General features: G+C 42.5%; 10 protein-coding genes. 6 read left to right on the top strand and 4 right to left on the bottom strand.

What is annotated here, in order from left to right; all coding sequences use genetic code 11:
• Nucleotides 1-18: 18 nt before the first annotated feature.
• On the bottom strand, nt 19-3,594 hold the full coding sequence (locus AHMF7605_RS14520) for a choice-of-anchor tandem repeat GloVer-containing protein (protein WP_106930472.1): 3,576 nt from the start codon (nt 3,592-3,594) through the stop codon (nt 19-21).
• Between the two features lie 1,025 nt (nt 3,595-4,619).
• On the opposite strand from AHMF7605_RS14520, the gene AHMF7605_RS14515 reads away from it, so the two are divergent.
• Nucleotides 4,620-5,687, top strand: a complete 1,068-nt coding sequence (locus AHMF7605_RS14515) for an SMP-30/gluconolactonase/LRE family protein (RefSeq protein ID WP_233219106.1) — start codon at nt 4,620-4,622, stop codon at nt 5,685-5,687.
• An 86-nt stretch (nt 5,688-5,773) separates the two neighbouring features.
• Here AHMF7605_RS14515 and AHMF7605_RS14510 read toward each other — a convergent pair whose 3' ends face one another.
• Nucleotides 5,774-7,024, bottom strand: coding sequence for a PQQ-dependent sugar dehydrogenase (locus AHMF7605_RS14510; protein ID WP_106930470.1), 1,251 nt, complete (start codon nt 7,022-7,024; stop codon nt 5,774-5,776).
• Nucleotides 7,025-7,306: 282 nt separating this feature from the next.
• On the opposite strand from AHMF7605_RS14510, the gene AHMF7605_RS14500 reads away from it, so the two are divergent.
• Both AHMF7605_RS14500 and AHMF7605_RS14495 read left to right on the top strand, forming a co-directional pair.
• On the top strand, nt 7,307-8,257 hold the full coding sequence (locus tag AHMF7605_RS14500) for a DMT family transporter (RefSeq protein WP_106930466.1): 951 nt from the start codon (nt 7,307-7,309) through the stop codon (nt 8,255-8,257).
• A 195-nt stretch (nt 8,258-8,452) separates the two neighbouring features.
• Nucleotides 8,453-8,947 (top strand): hypothetical protein, encoded by a 495-nt coding sequence (locus AHMF7605_RS14495; RefSeq protein ID WP_146153591.1) that lies wholly within the window; start codon nt 8,453-8,455, stop codon nt 8,945-8,947.
• Between the two features lie 70 nt (nt 8,948-9,017).
• Here AHMF7605_RS14495 and AHMF7605_RS14490 read toward each other — a convergent pair whose 3' ends face one another.
• Both AHMF7605_RS14490 and AHMF7605_RS14485 read right to left on the bottom strand, forming a co-directional pair.
• On the bottom strand, nt 9,018-10,541 hold the full coding sequence (locus AHMF7605_RS14490; protein WP_106930462.1) for a polysaccharide lyase: 1,524 nt from the start codon (nt 10,539-10,541) through the stop codon (nt 9,018-9,020).
• A gap of 400 nt (nt 10,542-10,941) precedes the next feature.
• On the bottom strand, nt 10,942-12,498 hold the full coding sequence (locus tag AHMF7605_RS14485) for a polysaccharide lyase (RefSeq protein ID WP_106930460.1): 1,557 nt from the start codon (nt 12,496-12,498) through the stop codon (nt 10,942-10,944).
• A gap of 393 nt (nt 12,499-12,891) precedes the next feature.
• On the opposite strand from AHMF7605_RS14485, the gene AHMF7605_RS14480 reads away from it, so the two are divergent.
• The 3 genes from AHMF7605_RS14480 to AHMF7605_RS14470 all read left to right on the top strand — a co-directional run bounded on the left by AHMF7605_RS14480 (nt 12,892) and on the right by AHMF7605_RS14470 (nt 22,497).
• Nucleotides 12,892-13,395 carry a 2'-5' RNA ligase family protein gene (locus tag AHMF7605_RS14480; RefSeq protein WP_106930458.1) on the top strand — a complete coding sequence of 168 codons (504 nt, stop codon included), beginning with the start codon at nt 12,892-12,894 and terminating at the stop codon, nt 13,393-13,395.
• Between the two features lie 662 nt (nt 13,396-14,057).
• Entirely contained in the window at nt 14,058-18,005 is a 3,948-nt protein-coding gene (locus AHMF7605_RS14475; protein ID WP_106930456.1) for an Ig-like domain-containing protein, read from the top strand.
• 952 nt (nt 18,006-18,957) lie between these two features.
• The gene (locus AHMF7605_RS14470; RefSeq protein WP_106930454.1) at nt 18,958-22,497 is read left to right on the top strand and encodes an Ig-like domain-containing protein; all 3,540 of its coding nucleotides are present in this window, start codon (nt 18,958-18,960) and stop codon (nt 22,495-22,497) included.
• Nucleotides 22,498-22,548: the final 51 nt, after the last annotated feature.

Here is a 22,548-nt window from a genome sequence, read left to right as displayed (position 1 = left end):
TATAAGCTTTTCTAGAAATTATTTTTTAACGAACCGGTAAACTTGCACGCCGGTCGGAGTTTGAACGTGTAGCTGATACAGACCCGCTTCTAAATTTGATATTTCTATCTGCAACTTGTTGTTTTCTACGGATTGATCTATTGTTTTTACCACATCGCCCGTGTTATTGGTAATCTTAGCTTCTACTTTCTCCACTGCTGTATTTAAAGCAATAGTAAGAGAATTTTCGGCCGGGTTCGGGTACAAATTAGCAATCAGGTTGGTAGTAGCTTTATCAGATTCGGCACCACTTGCCGGCAGCACTTCAATGGCGGCTACACAAGCTTTATCTACCACCGAAGAAAAGAGCAGCGTAACATTTCCATCGGCCACGGTAATGTTCTTGGTTGCTACTACGGCTACTTTCGCACCTCCCGCCGCGGCTACAATGTCGTAATTACTTAACCAACTAACGCCTTCGGCTTTCACGTTAAATTTCCGCTGTCCGGTAGTAGTATAGAAGGTTTCGGCAAAGTGCAACTTCACGGTATAAGTACCATTGCTCACCGGAATATTGTAGCTAAAGCTGCCCCCCACATCTGTTGCCCGGCGGTTGTTCTGGTAAAGAATATCATCGGTAGTACTGGCAATCGGTGAAGTAGTAGCCGATATACTGGTAGCCCCGCTAAAATAAGTATCGGCACTAAAGCTACCCAGGGAAGTAGCGGCGGCTTCTCCGCCGGCATTTACCCGAACCAAACTGCCCGTTGAGTTGATTACCTTCACCGTAATGGTTTCCTGGTCGGAAAGAGCCGGGGAGCCGTTATCCGTTACTTTCACGCTGAAACTGTAGTTACCTGCTACCGAAGGTTTCCAGTTGAAGACACCGGAAACCGCGTGGATGGTTGCCCCCCCAGGCGCGCCGACTAAGGAGAAGGTTTTGCTTTGGCCCGCGTCTGGGTCGGTGGCTTTAGCGGTAAACGTTAAGGTAGAACCTTTCTCTACGGTTTTGTTACCAATAGCCGCAAGTACCGGGGCATCGTTAACCGCCGTTACGTTAATGGTTACCGTAGCCGGAGCCGATACTTCACAGCCCACGCTTACCGTGAAGGTAAAAGAATCCTTGCCGGTAAAATTAGCTTTGGGGGTATACGTACGATTCGCGCCGGTACCGCTAATTGTACCGTTCTGGGGATTAGAGCGAATGGCATAGGTAAGCGGCGAGCCGCCCGATCCGGTGAGCGTAATTGCTTTTGGCGTGTCTTCGGAGGTAGTAATGCTTTGTGCATTCGCTACCAGCGGGTTAACTTTCTTTACAATTAAACTGCCCATGGGCGCGCCGCCATCGGTAATTAAATTAAAATGCTTTAAAACCGTGTAAGTACCCGAAGGAGTAATGCGGAATAAGGTACCGGCGTTGTTCTTACCACCTTTGCTAGTCAGACCGTAAAAGTTCCCGTCGCTGGCTTGCACCAGATTGCCTTTAGGAGTTTCACCGTCGGTAGCTCCGGATAGACGCTTTAATACCGTGTAGGTACCGGATGGGGATATTTTAAAAATAGCACCGTCGTACGAACTGCTGCCCCCCGAGCTGGTAGTACCGTAAAAATTACCATCTTTCCCTAATACCAAACTTCCTAAAGGCGCATTGCCGTCAGGCAGACTGTTTAATTGTTTTAAAACGGTAAACGTACCAGTGGGCGAAATTTCAAAGATAGTACCGTAGTTATTCGTACCGCCGATACTATTGGTGCCGTAAAAATTACCATCCGGGCCTTGTACCAGATTTCCTTCCGGGTAACGGCCATCTGTAGTGGCGGTTAAGTTCCATAAAACCGTAAAGGTGCCGCTAGGTGTTATTTTGAAAATGGTGCCGGCTCCAGTCGTACCACCCCCGTTGGCTAGGCCATAAAAATTACCGTCTTTACCTTGGGTTAGGCTGCCGTACGGATTAATACCATCTGCGGTTTTCAGATGATGCAATACGGAATAGCTGCCGCCGGGAGTTATTCTAAAAATAGTACCGGCCCCGTTAGTGCCACCTTCGGAAGCCATCCCGTAGAAATTACCGTCGGTACCTTGTATTAAACTGCCCAGAGGCGCACTGCCATCCGTGTTTTTATTCAACGACCGGAGTACCGTGTACGTGTTGCCGCAATATTTAAAAATGGTGCCTTGGTTATACGTACCACCGGTGCTGGTGGTGCCGTAATACGCGCCATCTTTGGCTAGAACCACGCTCTCGTAAGGGGCATTGCCCTGCGAACCACCATTAAGGCTGTTTAATACCGTAAAAGTGCCCGAAGGCGTTATTTTAAAGATAGTGCCAAACCTGTTTTTTCCCCCTTCGAAGGTAAGGCCATAAAAATTGCCGTCGCTGTTGCGGAACAAATCTCCGGCAGGATGCGCGCCATCCGGGGCGGGCAGAATTCCGTCAGGAGATTTAGCAAAATTATATAAGACCGTAAGGGTTCCGCTGGTAGTAATTTTAAAGATGGTGCCGTTACCATTCGTGCCGCCGTAATAGGTCATGCCGTATAAAGCGCCATCGGTACTTTGTGCCAGACTGCCAAGCGGGTTAGTGCCTTTTTTAACGTCTAAATGCTGGATAACGGTAAAAGCTCCTTTTGTAGTTATTTTAAAAATAGTACCTGAGTAGTTATCTCCTCCTCTGGGCAGCATTCCGTAAAGATTACCATCGGTGGCAGCTACTAAGTTATTTCCTTGGGGGTAAATTCCGTCGGCGGGCTGCAAATGACGCAGCACGGTAAACGAACCCGTAGAAGTAATTTTAAAAATTGTACCGTACTTGTAGGTGCCTCCCCAGTACGTCATGCCGTAAAAATTGCCGTCTTTTCCTTGTACTAAACTGCCGTAAGCATTGCCGCCGTCGGTGGTGTAATCCAAGGATCTTAAAACCGTATACGTTCCGCCAGGAGTCATTTTAAAAATGGTACCATAGCCGTACGTTCCGCCACTGTAAGTTAGGCCGTAGAAGTTACCGTCTTTCGCTACTATTAGATGGCCGTTTGGTTTAGCGCCATCGGTACTGTAAGAAAAATTCTTGATTACGGTAAGAGTACCATTAGGCGTAATTTTAAAAATATTGCCGTAACTGCCCGGTCCACCCGAACCAGTCATGCCGTACAAGTTGCCATCGGCGCCTTTTACCAAACTGCCCTTCGGATAACCGCCGGTGGTATTATAATCGAATTGATGCAAAACAGTTACCGCCCCGGCCGGGCTTACTTTAAAAATGGTACCGTAATTATAGGTGCCTCCCAAAGAAGTAAGACCGTAAAAATTTCCGTCGTCTCCTTTAACTAAACTGCCTTCCGGACTTTTCCCCCAGTCGGCAAAACCTTTTAAAACGGAATAGCCGGCTCCGGTAGGTTTAACGGAAAATAACGTTCCTTTTCCCTGCGGACCGCCGTTAGACATTAAACCTATTAGTTCTTCCTGGGCACGAACATTAGAGGAAATAGAAAAAAACGTCGAGGTTAGTAATAAAAATAAAATATGCCAGGAGTTCGGTTTGTAGAATAAAGCTGGCCCCCGGAAACTATATCCCCGGTAATAAAGTGCGAGAATGGATTTGATTAAAGGTAGATTCATAGATAAATAGATAGTAGTTGGTTAGAGTAATGTTTAAAAGTGTTAGTGATTATTCATTAAGATTATAATGAGAATATGGATTATTAATTAGCCGTATTTTACCAAGCATTATGGGAGAAGATATTATTTGTAAGTCTATTTGTCTTTTACGTGTTTAAAATCTCTCAAAAGTACTTAGCCGAGAAGAGTAAAAATTGTATAAATAAGACAATTTACTCTTAGGGGTAAATAATTGTTCGTTCAAGAGTAGCAATGAATAATTAGAGGTTGCCGAAAAGAATTTCACTTTTCTGAAGTTTATTCATACACAGGTTGTTAACCTGGTCGGTTGTACAGAGTAATACTACTTACCCAAGCATCTAAGTAGTTTTTTTTAATCATGCAGCAAAAACAATTATTAGGTACTAAATACCAGAATGGATTTATTAGATATACCCGTAAGTCAGTTGTTTATTCTTGTAAGCTTGAACAAAGATATTAATATTCTTTAATTATGTATGTTGATATATAAATATTTTTCCTGTATTTAGTTATATTAAATGAGGTGTTTATTGGCTTAAATAAAGGAAGATTAAGAAATATATAAGAATTTATTTGTTTTTTTGTACAAATTTTAAGCTTTATGTAATCTTCTTAGAAGAGCACTAAAAATTTTTTGTTCTTGTAAATTGTACAATAAAAAGTTGCCTTTAACTCTTAAATCTGCCCGAAATCTTTTTTGGAAAATAATGGGGTTTAAACTATTATTACCCTAAATGCTTAAGCTATTAAGTAAAATTATTCGACTGAGTTGGTAAAACTTAGTTTAAGGTTGCGGCTGGCAAATTATTTTAGTATGATAAATTCCGAACTGGGAGCTAGCAATTCAATCTTGATTAAAGACCATAAGTATTCGGATTTTAGATTTTTATTAAATTAAGTAATGGAATACTCATAGTTCCTTGCAACAGTAACGTAACGCGTGGGCTTACCTCTACCTAATGTGTTTCGGGAGCGAAAATAGATTTTACTAAAATAGTTAAACCGTGCGCTACTCCTATTATATATCTATCTTGCTGCTAGGGCTTTGGTTGGCCGGATCGTGCCAGCAAGGCCAAAAAGATACTGCTGATTCTTCCACCAATACTGCATCTGCCGACACTGTTATGACGCAAACGCCCATTACTACCACCGGAGCCATTGAAAAACTGGATGATCGCCTAGACCAGATTATAAAACCTGGAGCAAAAATTGAAGTTCTGGCAAAAGGATTTACCTGGTCGGAGGGACCGGTTTGGCTGCCGCAGGATGATAAGTTGCTGTTCAGTGATATACCACCGAATAAAATTTACCAATGGACCGAAGAGTCGGGTTTGGAGTTGTATTTAAGCCCTTCGGGTTATACCGGCAAGCAGCCGCGGGGAGGCGAAGTAGGTTCTAACGGATTAATTCTGGATAAAGAAGGCCGTTTGGTACTTTGCCAGCACGGCGACCGCAGAATGGCCCGGATGGATGCTTCCTTGCGGGCCCCTAAACCCACTTTTGTTACTTTAGCGGATAGTTATGAAGGGAAAAAATTAAATAGCCCGAACGATGCCGTGTATAAAAGGAACGGCGACCTGTATTTTACCGACCCACCTTACGGTTTAGAAAAGAACATGGACGATCCGGCTAAAGAACTGCCTTACCAGGGGGTTTACCGGGTAAGTTCAAAGGGTACGGTACACTTATTAACCAAAGATTTAAGCCGACCCAACGGCATTGCCTTTTCTCCGGACGAGAAAACGCTTTACGTAGCCAATTCCGACCCGGAACGAGCCATTTGGATGGCCTATGACGTGCAGCCCGACGGAAGTATTGCCAACGGGAAAGTATTTTTTGATGCTACCGAAATGTTGAAAAAAGAACCCGGCAACCCCGACGGTTTAAAAGTAACCAAAGAAGGAATCTTATTTGCGACTGGCCCGGGGGGAGTATTGATCTTTTCGCCGGAGGGGAAACATTTAGGAACCATTAAAACCGGGCAGTCTACGGCTAATTGTGCGTTTAGCCCCGACGAAAGTGTATTGTATCTCACGGCGCACATGTATCTGATGCGGGTAAAGTTAAAGTAATTTTAAATTATTAGGATGTAATACATAAAAAAGGAACTGCTTTGCCGGCAATTCCTTTTAAAATAATTTGGTTTAGTAAAATGATTTTATTTGGCTGTTTCGGCGTTGGCTGATGCAAACGTATAAATTTTGCCGTCGTTGTACGAGCAAAGGTATAGTTCGTTATTAGCATCTTCGCCGAACGACGAAATGTTACCATCTAATTTCATTAAGGAGGCATTGGCATATTTGCCGTCTCCCTGGGGCGTTAACGTCCAGATGTTGCCAGTTACATAATCGCCGTACACGTATTTGCCCTTTAGCGCCGCCACTTTTTTACCGCGGTACACGTGCCCGCCCGTAATAGATTTACCCGTGTCCATGCCTTGCTGGTACGAGTGAACCGGTAAAGAATAACCCTTTTTATCGCAATCTTCCGGATTAAAGCATGCCTCGGCTTCCATTACCCGCCAACCGTAGTTTTGGCCATTTTTCACAATGTCTACTTCTTCAATTTTATTTTGTCCTACATCGCCTACCCATAAATCACCGGTGGTTTTATCAAAGCTAAAGCGCCAGGGATTACGCATACCATAAGCGTAAATTTCTTCGCGGTAACCTTCTTTATTGCCTTTAAACGGATTATCGGCGGGGATAGAATATTTTAAATTACCCGATGGTTTATTAACGTCGATGCGCAAAATTTTACCTAAGAGACTAGCTTTGTTTTGACCATTATTTTGCGGGTCGCCGCCGCTGCCGCCATCACCGGCGGCAATGTACAGGTAACCATCTTTGCCAAAAGCTACTTTGCCGCCGTTGTGGTTGCTGTAAGGTTGGTCGTAGGTAAGTAATACTACTTCCGATTTTGGATCGGCTACGTTGGGATTACTTTTACTTACCTGGAACCGCGAAATAGCCGTTTCCAGATTTTTGCCCCGCGTATAATTTACGTAAAAATAACCGTTGGTTTTAAAGTCCGGATGAAAAGCCAAGCCTAATAAGCCTCGTTCGCCGCCGCTTACTACTTTGCTGGTAATATCTAAAAACTTTTGGGTGGTTTTTACTCCCGGATTATTGGGAAACACGTGAATAACACCTTCCTGGGCAATCACAAAATTACGATTCGTGCCATCATTAGGGCTGACGAACTCCACGGGCATTTCAAAAGTAAGATTCGGGAAAGCTACTTTTAATTGTACGTTGGCGGCTGCTTTATCTTTGGCAGGAGAGGTGGACCGCTTTAAATTTTCTAAGGCTAAGTTAGAACTCTTCTGGTTTTGCCGGGCTTGTAAAATGGCGAGTAAACCAAAAGTAAGAAGTAAACTCACCAGTAAAAGCTTATTTATTTTCTTCATATATTCTATATAGGTTAAGGAGTTACGTTTTTAAGTAAGAATCTTTTCCTTTAACTACTCCCTTTACGCAAGGTTTTATTTTTAAGCTTGATTTTATAGAATCCTGATAGTAAAACAAAGTGGCAGAAAGTACTTTTTACTTCTACCGGAATTAATTTGAGGAATACCATCTCGTAATTATACCTAAAATCGCCCGCCTGGCAGAATTGGAGTTGCCAAACGGGCTGCGTACATTTATACCGCAAGCTTTTAAATAAATATGTTACCGGCTTTTTACCTGTCATGAAAACAACCGTCATCCCGAAACCATCGCCCAAAATAAAGTTTGACAGTAAGCAATTCGCCGGCGCGCTGATTGTGTTGTTGGCGGCGGTGTGTTTTTCTTCGAAGGCCGTTATGGTAAAGTTGGCTTACCGGTACCACATTGATTCAGTTTCTTTATTGGCTTTGCGTATGGCTTTCTCGCTGCCGTTTTTTGTTCTGATTGGCGTTTTGTCGCGCAAAAAAGAAGTGCCGGCCGTTCCGGTAAAACGGCGGGACTATGCCTTACTTGTTTTTTACGGTTTAATGGGGTACTACTTAGCCAGTTTGTTTGATTTTTTGGGGCTGCAATACATAACGGCCGGTTTGGAACGCCTGATTTTGTTTATTTACCCTACGTTGGTGGTCGTATTTTCCTGGTTATTTTTAGGTAAAAAAATTACCCGGAATCAATACATCGCGCTGGGTTTAACGTACTCGGGCGTGCTGCTGGTATTATTAGGCGACGTAGAGGTACAGACCAGTAAGCATTTAATTAAAGGAGGTTTATTTATTTTTGCCAGTGCGGTTACCTATGCGCTTTACCTGATGGGCAGCGGCGTGCTCATACCCAAATTTGGTTCGGTTCGGTTTAATTCTTATGCCATGTCGGTGGCCGCTTTAGGGGTGTTTGTTCATTATTTAATCAATCAGGGCGGCGGGCAGCTTTTCCATTACGTGCCCGCGGTTTATGGGTATAGCTTATTAATGGCGATTGTGGCTACAGTGCTTCCTTCTTACCTCATTGCCGAAGGTATCCGGTTAGTAGGCGCAGGTAATGCGGCCATTATTGGCAGTATTGGTCCTATTTCTACTATTTTACTGGCTTATATTTTTCTCGATGAAACAGTTTCGGGTATTCAGCTACTGGGAACGGCCATTGTGCTGGCGGGTATTTTACTTATCACCATTAAGAAAGAAAAGAAGCTATAATTTAGCTAAGTAAAGAGACACAAGTATCAAGATATTAGATACAAGACTTTTATGTGTGTAGTCCTTTCATTATCAGTGAATTAATTTGAATATTTTCAATTAAATCGATTAAATTAATTTAGTCTATTTACTTAGTAGAAAACAGGCTTAAGGATTAGGTTAGGAATAAATAGACTGCTTCTGAGCGGATAATATTTGAGTACTTCGACGAAATTAGTTGAGACTACCAATGATGATAATCTGCTGCTTACTGTCTATTTATCCGTCGAACAACGAACAACTAATAACCAACAACTACTTATGGTCTCTCGGGAAATAGCAATAGTACAGGAGTGGCATAATGCCTTAAATACTATTGATAAAGAACAATTAGCGGCCTTGGTTAAAAAAGATGTGCAAATAAGGGGACCACGCGGGAGGGAAAAAGGGGTGCATCTATTATTAGAATGGGTGGATCGCGCCCAAGTAACGCTTACTCCTAAAAGGTATTTTAAGAAAGATAGTGTTGTAGTAGTAGAAGAATTAGGGGAATGGCATGATCCGCAAACGGGAGCAATTACCGGAATGCAAACTGTAACCAGCGTTTTTACCTTAACGGATTTTTTAATTTCTGGTATTTCCCGGTACGCCAGCTTGGAAGAGGCTTTAAATACTGCCGGATTAAACGAGGAACATGAAATAAAGGTGTAATACTTGCTTTTTTGTTGCCACTTAACAGGTTGTAAACTCGACAGCAGCCGTGCGTAGCCTGTTAGGCAGTTTATTTAGTTCTTAGTATAATGCCATCAAAATAAGATTCAGATGGTACATTGGCGGCGTTTCGCACTTGTATTTTCACCCACTTAGAGCCATCCCCCTTCGATAAGGTCCAGGATTTAACAGCAGCGACCGGTTCCCAGTCGGTCCACTCGCTGTCACTGTCGTCGTAGAAGCGCATTTCGGTGGCATTGACGGCTTTTATTCTTAAGATAGCTCGCCGCGAATTGGTAATGGGTTCATCTTTATTAATTACCATGGTTACTTTTGGCGTACCGGAGCCATCGGTGGAGAGGTTTACTACTTCAAAGGAAACAGTTACGGGAGCGCCCGCCGTTCCTTCACCGTTGGCGCCGGAGTAAGGAGTAGCCGTAAGCGTATACTCGCCTTCCGTAGGAATCCAGGATTGGTAATCGCCGTTCTCATCGCCGAATAAAGTATAAGGTGCCTGCGATTGGATTACAGTTTTATTTTCCCGGCCGGTTAATTTAAAAACAACGCTGCCAATATCTGACCCAGTAGTAGCCGAAATATTTAAATTCTTGGTGGGTAAACTGGCTAAATCCAAGACCGCATTGTTAGTTAATTTCTGGATGAACAGGTCAGAGTTAGCGTTAATTAGGTTTAAGCTTAATTTTTTAGAATTATCGTTAAGATCTAATTCTTCCGGTTCCACTAAGGTAGAGCCACTAGGAGCTACGTCGTAATAATCCGCTTTTTTATTACCTACTCTAACTTCATCCACGTACACTACCCGTTTAGTAATATCGTACCATCTTCTTTTGTAAATACCCGCTTTAAAATAAGGTAAGCTTTTATCGTTGTAACAGTTAGGCCCGTTGTAGTTAATTACTTTCTCACCGTTTTTCCATACCTCCAATACCCCATCCGATTCGTGCGAGAAGTTAATGTGGTACACCATATCCAACCACTTATCTTTTTCCAGAGTACCTAAATCAAATACTTTCTTGCCGCTTACTGTAGCGTTGGTATTTTCGGCGCGGGTGGCCCAGTACACCACCATACTTAAACGACCTTTACTTACTACTAAAGCAATGGGCGGATACCGCGCATCCTCGCCGGCATCTTCTCGGGCGTGCCATTGCGTAATAATGTCCCATCCGTCCGGATTTAAATCCGAATCCCAATCGTTGCCGGGTAAATACAGACTGTTTCCATACCATCTTTCGCTCTGGGTTTCACCTTCCAGGGTGATTTCAGAACGAACTTGATTTGCTTCGTTTCTTATCTCCAACCGGGCGGAATTAGAACCGTTCCGGGAGCGGTTACTACTTATCTCAAAACCGTAAGAAGTGCCTGTCTGCACAAGAAAAGGGTCGGCAGTGGGTTCGAATCTACCTTCAACTAATAAATTAGAACGATAATTATCTACTGATTGAATAATTTGGGCGTTGGCAATACCTATTGCCGATTCGTTAATTTGTTTGGGTGGAATTAATTCTTCTTGTTCACAGGAAAATAAAAATAATGATAAGGAAGATAAAAGAAAGAGAAGTTTAAATTTCATGCAATAAGATGCTAGCAATAGTTTAAATAATGCTTTTTAATTTAAATTCCACTAAGAAGAGTGATTCTCTCCGGAATAAAAAATACAAACAGAAGAATTCTAATCAAACTAAAATAATAAGTGAGCGGGATTGATTCTTATAACAAATATAACTTGGTAAAGTTCAGTAATAAGTTAGTTTATAGCATAATTCTGATATTATTTACCAAGTTAAGGTAATTAGGTAGAAAATAGGAAAGGCTTCAGGAGTACAGCTCTAGCCGTTATATTATAGCTATATTGCAAAATTCGGCTGTTTTAAACCCAAAATTTATTTCCTGCTTTATGGGCTGAATGACGAAGCTCAGGAAGGTAAAGCGGTATACTAATGTTTCGCCAAATTATAAATTAGAAATGATTTTTATTTTGTTCGTAATATAATGCCGTCGGCATAAGAAGCCGACATAACGCCGGCCGCATTTCGCACTTGTACTTTTACCCACTTAGAACCATCTCCGCGCGATAAAGTCCAGGCTTTGATGGAAGAAACGGGTTCCCAATTGGTCCATCTGCTGTTGCTATTGTCGTAGAAGCGCATTTTGGTGGCATTAACGGCTCGAATGGTTAATAGGGCATTCCGGGAACTGGTTACACCTTTGTTTTTATTAATAACCATACTTACAGTTGGCGTGCCGGAGCCATCTTTTGCCAGATTCACTACTTTAAAATTAACCGTTACCGGGGAGCCGGCTTTACCACTGCCGTTAGCCTTGGAGTAAGGAGTGGCCGTTAAAGTATAGTTACCTGCTTTAGGCGTCCAGGATGGAAAATCGCCATTCTTATCGCGGAATAAAGAATAAGGCGCTTCCGATTCAATTACTTTCTTATTTTGAGGACCTGTTAATTTAAAAAGAATACTACCAACGGCACCCGCAGGGGTAGCTTTAATATTTAAATTATTGGTAGGTAAGGTAGCTAAGTCCAGAGTAGCCCCGTTCGTAATAGTTTTAATGAGCAGGTCGGAATTAGCATTAATCAGCTTTAAGCTTAATTTTTTATTTTTAGCCGGTGTATCAGCCGCGGGGTTAACGATAACGGAGCCATAAGGAGCTACATCTTTATAAGTCGCATTGCCGTTGCCAACTCTTACTTCATCTATATATAGTACCCGTTTCGAAATTTTATACCATTTTCTTTTGTAAATGCCCGCTTTAAAGTAAGGAAGGTATTTATCGTTGTAACTATTAGGGCCAGTATAATCAATTACTTTTACGCCATTTTTCCAAACCACTAATTCGCCGTCTGATTTATGCGAAAAGTTAATGTGATAAACTAAATCTAACCACTTATCTTTTTCTACTTGTCCTAGATCAAATATTTTCTTGCCACTAATGGTAGCATTCGTATTCTTTTCTCTGGTGGCCCAATACACTACCAGGCCTAAACGCCCTTTACTTACCACTAAAGATATTGGGGGTAGGCGGCTAGGTTCTCCTTTATCTTCTCGGGCGTGCCATTGGGTAATAATGTCCCAGCCATCCGCGTTTAAATCCGAATCCCAATCATTACCGGGTAAATAAAGGCTTGTTCCGTACCATCTTTCCCTTTTGGTTTCACCGGCCAAAGAAATTTCAGAACGAATCTGATCGGTATTGCGTCTTAGCTCTAAGCGTACCGCATTCGAGCCTCTGCGGGCTCGTTTGCTGCTTACCTCAAAGCCATACGAAGTACCTGTCTGAACGTGAAACACCGGTTCTATGGTAGGGTCGAAGCGGCCTTCTACTAATAAATTAGAACGATCACCATCTTTAGAGGTAATAATTTGAGCATCGGCTAATGCCTCCTCTACCTGAATAATTTCTTTTGGTTGAATTAATTGTTCTTGTTCGCAGGAAAATAAAAAGGCAAGAGTAATGAAGAAAAAGAAACCCTTGGATTCCAGGCGATAAGAGTAGCTAAATGGCTTAAATACTGTCATTTTAAATAATGGATCCAATAAGAAAAAACATTTTTTTAAGAAATAAGAAATGCCGAAAGTAGAATCGGTAGCATCACCTATTTATAATTAATGCGTAGATAGGGTTATCAAAAGAATTTAAACAAAACAAGTTCAGTATTGCTTTCTTTAAGAGGAAGATATTAACATTGCTTTAAAAATGAAAGTTATTCATGAAAAAAGACGGAGAGTTTTTAAAATTTAGCGCCACAAACAAGCCAAACATTATATTGTAAAAAGTGAATAAATTCTAGAGTCCTTATTTAATATACCAAAGCATCCTAATTCATTTTCCGGTATAGATTTTTAAATTGATTAGATAACTATTATTTATACTCTTAGCTAAAATAGATATTTTAATCCGGCGGGTAGATTATGATGCACCAAAATCCTTTGATTCTGACCTTGCAAATGGATGAAGTTGCTTTTGCGTATTTCAATGATTTAAGAAAGCAGCATTTCCCTCCCCGCCTTAACTACCTGGATGCGCATATAACTCTTTTCCACCATTTACCCGCAAGCGCCGCCGTAACGGAACAACTGGCAACAAGGGCAGCCCGCCAGGTAGTATTTCCGGTAAAAGTAGCCGAAGTAATTAAATTGGGTAAAGGAGTCGCATTTAAGTTGCAAAGCGAGGAATTATCTCAATTACACGTTTATCTGCAAAAACAATGGCGGGAATGGCTAACCCCTCAGGACCAGCAGGGCTTTCGGCCGCATATTACCGTGCAGAATAAAGTAACCGTAGAAACAGCTCAAAACTTATTTAACCAGTTAGTTCTTTCTTTTCAACCTTTTTACCTGCAAGCTATTGGTCTGAGTTTGTGGGAGTACCAAGGTGGCCCCTGGCAAAAGATAAAAGATTATCCATTTCTCTAGCGGGTTGCCTAAGTACCTCCCCATCATATAGAAGCCGATTACGAAGGAATTTTAAAAATTAGCGGCTATTCGCCCAGCGCACTAATAATACCTGAAACACCTATCTATGTTTTGTAAGTTTAGATAAGGTTTTAAATATTTTCTAGAAGTATTATAGCGGAATAGCTATATTTTATAAGGGGTAAAGTCAATATTTATCCCGAAGGTAGCTTATATTATAGAATTATTCAGTATATTAACATTTAATTAAATAATTGAAAGTATTTAATTAAATGCGTTTATTCGCACCTAATAACCTTTATGGGTATTATAAATTATTGGTTAACTGCTAAACCTGAATCAAACGAAATTCGATTATTTAAAAGCTTTAGATTTTTAAACCCTCTAACCATTGGTTTATCTGGTTTTTAGGAAATTATTTTATTTGAAATAGTAGTGTTCTAAAAATTTCAGGGAAGCCATAGCTATCATTAAACCCTGCCGACTATCAGGAAAGGTTTAATTAAGAGCCTGAACTAAATGGTTTAGTCCTCTTTTGTACTTACCTCTCTTCCCGAAAAGTATACTGAAAATAAGTATGCTTTATGTTTCCATATCTTAATTATTTAAGATTGACTTCTTCTGGTGATTAGAAATTATTAAAAACTAACTGAATTGGTAAAATGAAGAAAGAATTTACCCTTCCGCTTCCTGTTGTTCCCGCGTTAAACATTAAACAATTAGTATTTCTGTTCTTGAGCTTACTAATGAGCTCCTCCGGCTTTTCTGCTCCTAATAATAGCAAACCGGTAAAAGCTTACCCAGGTACAATAGTGGCGGGCGAGACAATCGCTAGCTTTACCCTTATAAATGCCGACACCGAGCAAGGTATTCAAACCATAGCGAGCGGCAACACTATAAATCTGGCGGCCTTATCAACTAAAAATTTAAACATCCGGGTTAATACCAGTCCAGCTACAGTGGGTAGTGTGAAAATGATTTTAAGCGGGGCACAATCAAAAACTACAACCGAAACAGGTGCCCCTTATGCTTTATTTGGCGATGTAAACAGCAATTATAACGCTTGGGTACCCGCAGTGGGAAATTATACCTTACAAGCTATACCTTACTCGGGAGCCAACGGAGGGGGTACAGCTGGTACCGCTAAAACAATTACCTTTTCCGTTGTGAATTCAAGTTCCCAACCCACTATTCAGGTTAATTTCCAGGATCCGGCTACCGTACCCCCTGCGGGCTGGGCCCGCGATTACGGCCAGCCTTATGGGTTACGAACCGGCGCTAATCAGGGTAATAACCTGACCTACGGTTGGAAAAATCGTTTGAATAATAGCTTACTGGATATTTCCGTGGGCGGTACTACTCCCGGCAACGGCCGGAATCGGAATTCTATTCTTAACCCGGACATTAATGTGCTGCAAGCTACTTTGATGCACATGCAGTCGGATGATATTCCGGGAACTTTTGACGGTACCAAAGCCGAAGCTTACTGGGAAGTAAAAGTGCCCAATGGTATTTACGACGTAACGGTTTCGGCGGGCGACGCCGGTGTTTACTCTATTCCGGAAAGACACTCTTTAAACGTGGAAGGAGCTACGGCGATTGATAGATTTGCCCCCACCGGCGCGGCCGGCGCCAGCACCCGCTTTAAATCGGCCACCGTACAGGTAACCGTTACCGACGGCAATTTAACCATTGATGCCGATGGCGGGACGAACACCAAAATCAACTCGGCCCGGATTGTACCCGTTTCTACTAGTCCTTACACGTTCTGGTCGGTGAATGAGCAATTATTAACGATTGAAAAAGGTGGTTCTACGGTCAACAAAACTTTTTCTTTAGACTTAAGCAATTCCAGTAACCGAACCGATGTGCAGTATACCGTATCCGCCTTATACGGGGCGGGAGCGAGCGGCTGGTTAAGTTTTACGCCTACCCATACCGGCGCGGAACCAAATGTATCTTTTAACTATGCTGCTGCTCAGAACCTGCCTATCGGTACCTATCAAGCTACCGTTAAAGCAACTGCTACTGGTTTTACGGCGGGTAGTGTTAGTATTCAAGTTACCGTAAGCGCTCCGCAGCCGTACGTTATCTCGTCTACCCCCGCCAATGGGGCTACCAACGTTAGTGTTAATACCTCCAGCATTGCGGCCAATAACCTGTTTGTTCCCACTGTAGCCGGTTACCCGGGCGGGGTAGATAACAGTACTATTACCAGCAGTACCGTTAAACTCTTGAAAGTAGTGGGCAGTACCACTACCCAGGTGGCCGGAGTGGTGCAGGGTACGGGTGGCGGCGATGCCATCAGCTTTTCGCCTACCTTTGCTTTAGAAGCTAATACTACCTATAAATTTATGGTAACCGAGGGCGTAAAATCTTATCCTGGGGCTTCCTTTATTCCGTACACGGCTACTTTTACTACCGGAGCTGCCATTGAACCCACGGATCCTTTATCGGTAGAGTTTACTAAAGTGCCTATATCGGGTACGCAGAACAAAAAGTATACTTCTTTAGTAATCGGGCCCGATGATAAGTTGTATGCCTTACGATTGGATGGTAATATTGAACGCTTTGCCATTAATCATCTGAATGGTAGTCTTACCTTCCAAACTACTATTACCACCTTACCGGGTAAGTACGGTGGACGGTCGGCAGTTGGGTTGGTTTTTAACCCCGCTTCAACCGCGACCAATCTAATTGCTTACGTGTCGCATTGTTCTTCCGGCTTGTCGGGGGCCGCTGAGTTTGATGGTAAGATCTCTAAATTAACGGGAGCTAACCTGGGCACAGAACAATTGCTGGTTACCAACTTGCCTCGCTCCACTAAAGATCACTTGGTGAATAGTTTAGCCTTCGGCCCAGATGGCGCTTTGTATTTCTGCCAAGGTAGTAATAGCTCGATGGGCGCTTATGACGGTACCTGGCAGCGCCCCGAAAGTTTATTAGCCGGAGCCGTGCTGCGCTTAGATTTAGTAAAATTAGGCAGCTCTACTTTAGACGCTAGAACTACTTCAAACCAGAGCTTAATTAATAATGCAACTGCGAGCCAGTTACGGTTTTCGGATGATACTTATAACCCTTACGCCAGTAATGCACCATTAACCATTTATGCTTCCGGTATTCGGAATGCCTACGATCTGGTTTGGCACAGCAACGGCCAACTCTATGCGGCAGCCAATGGCTCGGCAGCGGGCGGTAACACGCCGGCTTCGGTAACGGGTACCCGCCGACCTAATGGCACTTTCTACAACGGTCCGGCAGTAATTGCTACTTCGGGCGTACAGGTACAAAACGATTGGTTGTTCCGCATCAATCCTTTAAAAGGAGTTGGTTACTTTGGTCACCCCAATCCGCTCCGGGGCGAATACGTGGCCAACCGAGGTTTTGCTGATAATGCCAAATACCCGAATGGTTTGGAGGCAGATCCTAATTACCGGGGAGCGGCCTTTAACTTTGGGCTGAACCGTTCGCCTAATGGCACCATCGAGTACAAGAGCAATACCTTTAACGGAGCTTTAAAAGGCAAGCTGCTCGTGTGCCGCTTTAGTGGGGGCGGCGATATTATCGTTCTAAAACCCGGTTCGGTGGTGATAAATAGTCCTGAAACGGATTACGACATTACAGACAACTATCCTGGCGCAGGCACGGCAGGTTTAGTCGGGATGTCGGGCTTTATTAACCCCTTGGATATTGTGGAAGACGTGCAGACCGGTAATTTGTACGTAATTGAATTCAATTGGAACAACATTCCGGATAGAACGGCGCAGATTACCTTGCTACGGGTAAGCAGTATTTCCGACGACGAAGGTTTTGCCACCGCTTTCCCCGAGCAGATTACCGCCACCGAAGTAGTAGGAGTAACTCAAACCGCTACGCCCCCGGTAGCCGCTTCCTGGGCAAAAAAACCGACAGCTAATAAAGATAAGAAAAAGAAGAAAGATGATGAAAACTTGCCGGATTATTCGAAAGTAACACCGCACGCGGTAACGATCTCCAATACCGGCCGGGGTAACCTGAAACTGAAAAACTTAGCCATTATTGGAGAGAATGCGAGCGAGTTCCGGATGCTAAACCAGCCGGATGCTAAACCGAACAAACCAGTAAAAATTCGGAAAAATAGTTCAGTTACGTTTAACGTAGCATTCTTCCCAGCTACGGAAGGCTTTAAAACGGCGAAGCTGGAAGGAGTGGGTAGTAAGAAAAAGAAAGACCAAGTAGTTTCGGTGGAATTGTTTGGCTTAGGTATTCAATACGAAGGCAGTGATACTACTGGCATCGATTCAGTGGCCAATAAGGCAATGAAAAAATCGGCGGCTAAGGTTAGTAAAAAACTAACTGATAAAGCATCGGTTCTTACCGTATATCCCAATCCAAATCCTATCGGATCGAAGATATACCTGGACCTGGCTGATTTTGCGCCGCAGGAGCCGGTTACTCTCAGCTTGTACGATTCTTTTGGCCAATTGTACCAGGCAAAAACCGTAAAAGTAGATGCTCAAGGCCGCACTTCGGCCGAACTTTTTTTAACTAAAGCTATGAAACCGGGCATTTACATAATTAAAGCCAATACTTCTTCGGGTCAAAAACAGACAAAAATTGTTCTGGAATAATCCGTTTTAAGATATCGGGTTACAATAAAAAGGGAACGAGAGCATCGTTCCCTTTTTATTGTAACCTTGTTTAGTTATACCAAATCGCCTAAACTAACTGCCATAGTGAAGAAGATTAAACACGGCGGGTTTCCAAAACCCGCCGTGTTTAGTGCTTTTAAGGCAACCCTATGGAAAATAGCTAACACTATTTGGTATTATAACTAAAAAGCATTAACAACTTGCCCTATTTCACCTCTACCCTACAATCTCATTCAGCGTACTAATTAGAATGTGATTTTGTATTTAAAAAAGATGTTTTATGGTGATCTTTTAAAGAAAACTACTTGGTTGGGCAAAATATTTAGCTTTCGGTTGTAAAAAATGCTGGCGAAGCATTTAAATAATAGCATTAGAACATAGAAAATAAGACAGGAAAGTTATTTTAACTTCTTGTTCTTTTTCTTGCTTCAAGTTTGTTAATCAGTCTTCTGGAGTAAATAAGGCTCTCGCTGCGTGGATTGCTCATACTCTGTAGAAGAAAATGAATGGTTACTAAAGATTAATATAGTTGTTAGTTGCAATCAAATCTGAAAAATAAACTCGCGTATAGGGGAAATTAACGCATATAACTTAAATTAAAAGTGCTTATAATTAAACTAAGATTATAGAACTAATTAGGTGCATTTCCCGTTAAAAATAGCTAATTAACTGTATTTTTTTTATTTTATCTAGTATTAAAAAATAGTGTTTAAAGAATACATGAATAATTTATATAGCTTCTTTACAGTAAATCAAGGATTAATTTGTAAATCCCGCATTGGATTTATTTAAATCAAGCTCCTTCCAAGCCACTCCTTTCTGCAAATGTTTTTCCTTTATAAGCTTAATATTTTTTTCAGTAACTCTGGCTGGTAATCAGGAAGGCATCTCTGTATTTTGTGATAATTCTAAATGTTTATTTAATTCTAAAATGAAGAAAATTTATACTCCTTCACTGCTGGTTGTCCGCTTTTTTAAACCATTAATAGTTCTCTTAATTGTTGTAATTATAGGTTTGCCCAGTTTTGCTCAAACCATTCAAGTTAACTTTCAGGATCCAAAAACAATACCGCCTACTAACTGGGTGCGGGATTATGGTCAGCCTTACGGACTACGTACTGGTGCCAATCAGGGCAGCAACTTGACGTATGGCTGGAAAAAACGTTCGGACAATAGCTTGTTAAATATTTCGGTAGGAGGTACAACTCCCGGCAATGGACGGGATCGGGACAAGCCTTCTAATGTACTGCAAGCTACTTTAATACACATGCAGTCGGATGATATCGTGGGGGCTTTTGACGGTACCAAAGCCGAAGGTTACTGGGAGGTAAAAGTACCGAAGGGAATTTATGATGTAACCGTTTCAGCGGGTGATGCCGGCGTTTATTCCTTTCCGGAAAGACATAGTTTAAATGTGGAAGGAGCTACAGCCATTGATAAATTTGTGCCTACCGGAGCAGCCGGGGCCAGTACCCGCTTTAAATCTGCTACGGTACGGGTAAGCGTTACTGATGGCAATCTAACCATTGATGCCGATGGCGGAACGAATACAAAAATTAACTCGGCCCGTATTGTACCGGTTACTACTAGTCCTATTACCTATTGGTCGGCGAATGAACAGTTAGTAACCATTGAAAAAGGTGGCTCTACTACAAACAAAACTTTTTCTTTAGACTTAAGCAACACGGGTAATAAAAGTGTTCAGTATACGCTCTCTGCTGTTTACGGCACAGGAGGTAGTGGTTGGTTAACTTTTAATAAAACCCATTCGGGTACCGAGCCTAACGTAACTTTTAATTATTCGGCGGCCCAAAATCTACCAGTGGGTACCTATAAGGCTACTGTTAAAGCAGCGGCTTCTGGTTTTACGGCGGGTAGTGTTACCGTTCAGGTAACGGTAAGTGCGCCCCGTCCTTACGTTGTTTCATCTACGCCGACGAATGGTGCTACTAATGTAAACGTAAATACGTCTAGTATTGCGGCTAACAACCTGTTTGTACCTACTGTAGCCGGTTACCCGGGCGGGGTAGATAACAGTACTATTACCAGCAGTACCGTTAAACTCTTGAAAGTAGTGGGCAGTACCACTACCCAGGTGGCCGGAGTGGTGCAGGGTACGGGTGGCGGCGATGCCATCAGCTTTTCGCCTACCTTTGCTTTAGAAGCCAATACTACCTATAAATTTATGGTAACCGAGGGCGTAAAATCTTATCCTGGGGCTTCCTTTATTCCGTACACAGCTACTTTTACTACCGGAGCTGCCATTGAACCCACGGATCCTTTATCGGTAGAGTTTACTAAAGTGCCTGTATCGGGTACGCAGAACAAAAAGTATTCTTCCTTGGTAATTGGGCCCGATGATAAATTTTATGCTTTGCGGCTAGATGGCGTCATCGAACGGTTTACAATTAACCACACCAATGGCACTTTAAGTAATTTAACTACTATAAATACTTTAGTGGGCAAGTATGGTAATCGTACCGCCGTGGGTTTGGTGTTCGATCCGGCAGCAACAGCTAGTAACTTAATTGCCTACGTTTCGCATTGTTCTTCCGGCTTGGAAGGAGCCCCGATTTTTGATGGTAAGATTTCTAAGTTATCGGGTTCTAGTCTTTCTACCGAACGCTTATTAGTAACAAATTTGCCTCGCTCGGCTAAAGACCACTTGGTAAATAGCTTGGTGTTTGGTCCGGATAAGGCCTTGTATATAGCGCAGGGTAGTAATAGTTCGATGGGAGCTTTTGACGGAGCCTGGCAACGGGACGAAAGTTTATTGTCAGGAACGGTGTTACGCCTGGATTTAGTAAAACTGGGCAACTCAACTTTAGACGCTAAAACTACTTCTAACCAAAGCTTAATTAATAATGCCTCCTCGAGTCAATTACGGTTTTCCGATGGTACGTATAACCCTTACGCTGCAAATGCACCACTTACTATTTATGCCTCTGGGGTTCGAAATGCTTACGATCTGGTGTGGCACAGCAACGGACAACTTTACGCACCCGCTAATGGCTCGGCAGCAGGTGGTAGTACACCGCCATCGGTAGCCGGAACCCGGCGGCCAGATGGTACCTTTTACAGCGGCCCAACCATACCGGCTACTTCGGGCGTACAGGTGCAAAATGATTGGCTATTCCGCATTAAGCCAAAAGGATATTACGGCCATCCGAATCCTTTACGTGGGGAGTACGTAGCTAACCGGGGATACAAAGATAATTCTAAATACCCGAGTACTTTAGGTGCCGATAAAAACTACCGGGGAGCCGCCTTTAACTTTGAACTGAACCGCTCGCCTAACGGAGCTATCGAGTACAAGAGCAATACTTTTAACGGTGCTTTAAAAGGCAAATTGCTGGTGTGTCGCTTTAGTGGCGGTGGGGATATTATTGTTTTAAAACCAGGTTCAGTAGTAAAAGGGAGCGCCGATAGTGAATACGACATTGAAGCCGATTACACTGGGGCCGGTACGAGTGGCTTAGTAGGTATGTCGGGTTTTATTAACCCTTTGGATATTGTAGAAGATGTAAAAACGGGTAACCTGTACGTAATCGAGTTTAACTGGAACAACATTCCGGATAGAACCTCCCAAATTACTTTGTTGCGCGTGAGCAGCATCTCCGATGACGAAGGTTTTGCTGCCGCTTTCCCGGAAAAGATTTCTGCTACCGAAGTAGTGGGAGTAACTCAAACGGCTTTATCTCAAACAGTAAATTCCTTAACTAAAGCCACAATGGCCAAGAAAGATAAAGACAAGGACAAGGATAAAGACAAGGACAAAGATAAGGACAAAGATAAAGACAAAGATAAAGACGATGATGATTCGGATTTACCGGATCTTTCTCAAGTAACGCCGCACGCCGTAACCATTTCCAATACTGGCCGGGGTAATTTAAAGTTGAAAGGTTTAGCCATTATTGGAGAGAATGCCGGTGAATTCCGGATGTTGGGTCAGCCAGATGCCAAACCGAATAAACCAATAAAAATTCGGAAGAATAGTTCTATTACCTTTAATGTGGCATTTTATCCGACTTCAAAAGGCTTTAAGAAAGCAAAGCTGGAAGCGGTTAGCGGTAAAAAGAAGAAAGACCAGACCGTTTCGGTGGAATTGTACGGTTTAGGTATTGTGTACGAAGGTAGTGATACCACCACTATTGATTCCTTGGTTGATTCCTTAACTTCTATTGTCACAAAAGTTACAGATGTTGAACCAGTTCTTAAAGTTTATCCAAACCCTAACCCAATTGGGTCTAAGATTTACGCAGATCTAACAGGTTTTAAGCAGCAGGAGCCGGTTACTTTGAGTTTGTACGATACTTTTGGGCAGTTGTACCAGGCCAAAACTGTTACTACGGATGATCAAGGAAGTACATCTGCAGAGTTACTAGTTACTAAAACCATAAAACCGGGTATTTACATCCTAAAAGCTCAAGGTTCATCGGGCCAGAAACAAACCAGGATTGTGCTGGAATAAATATAATATTGTACCAACCCATTACAAAAAGGAACGGCTTAATAGTCGTTC

This window comes from Adhaeribacter arboris (genome assembly GCF_003023845.1).
Classification (GTDB): Bacteria; Bacteroidota; Bacteroidia; order Cytophagales; family Hymenobacteraceae; genus Adhaeribacter; species Adhaeribacter arboris.
This window is presented reverse-complemented; position numbering and strand designations above follow the sequence as displayed.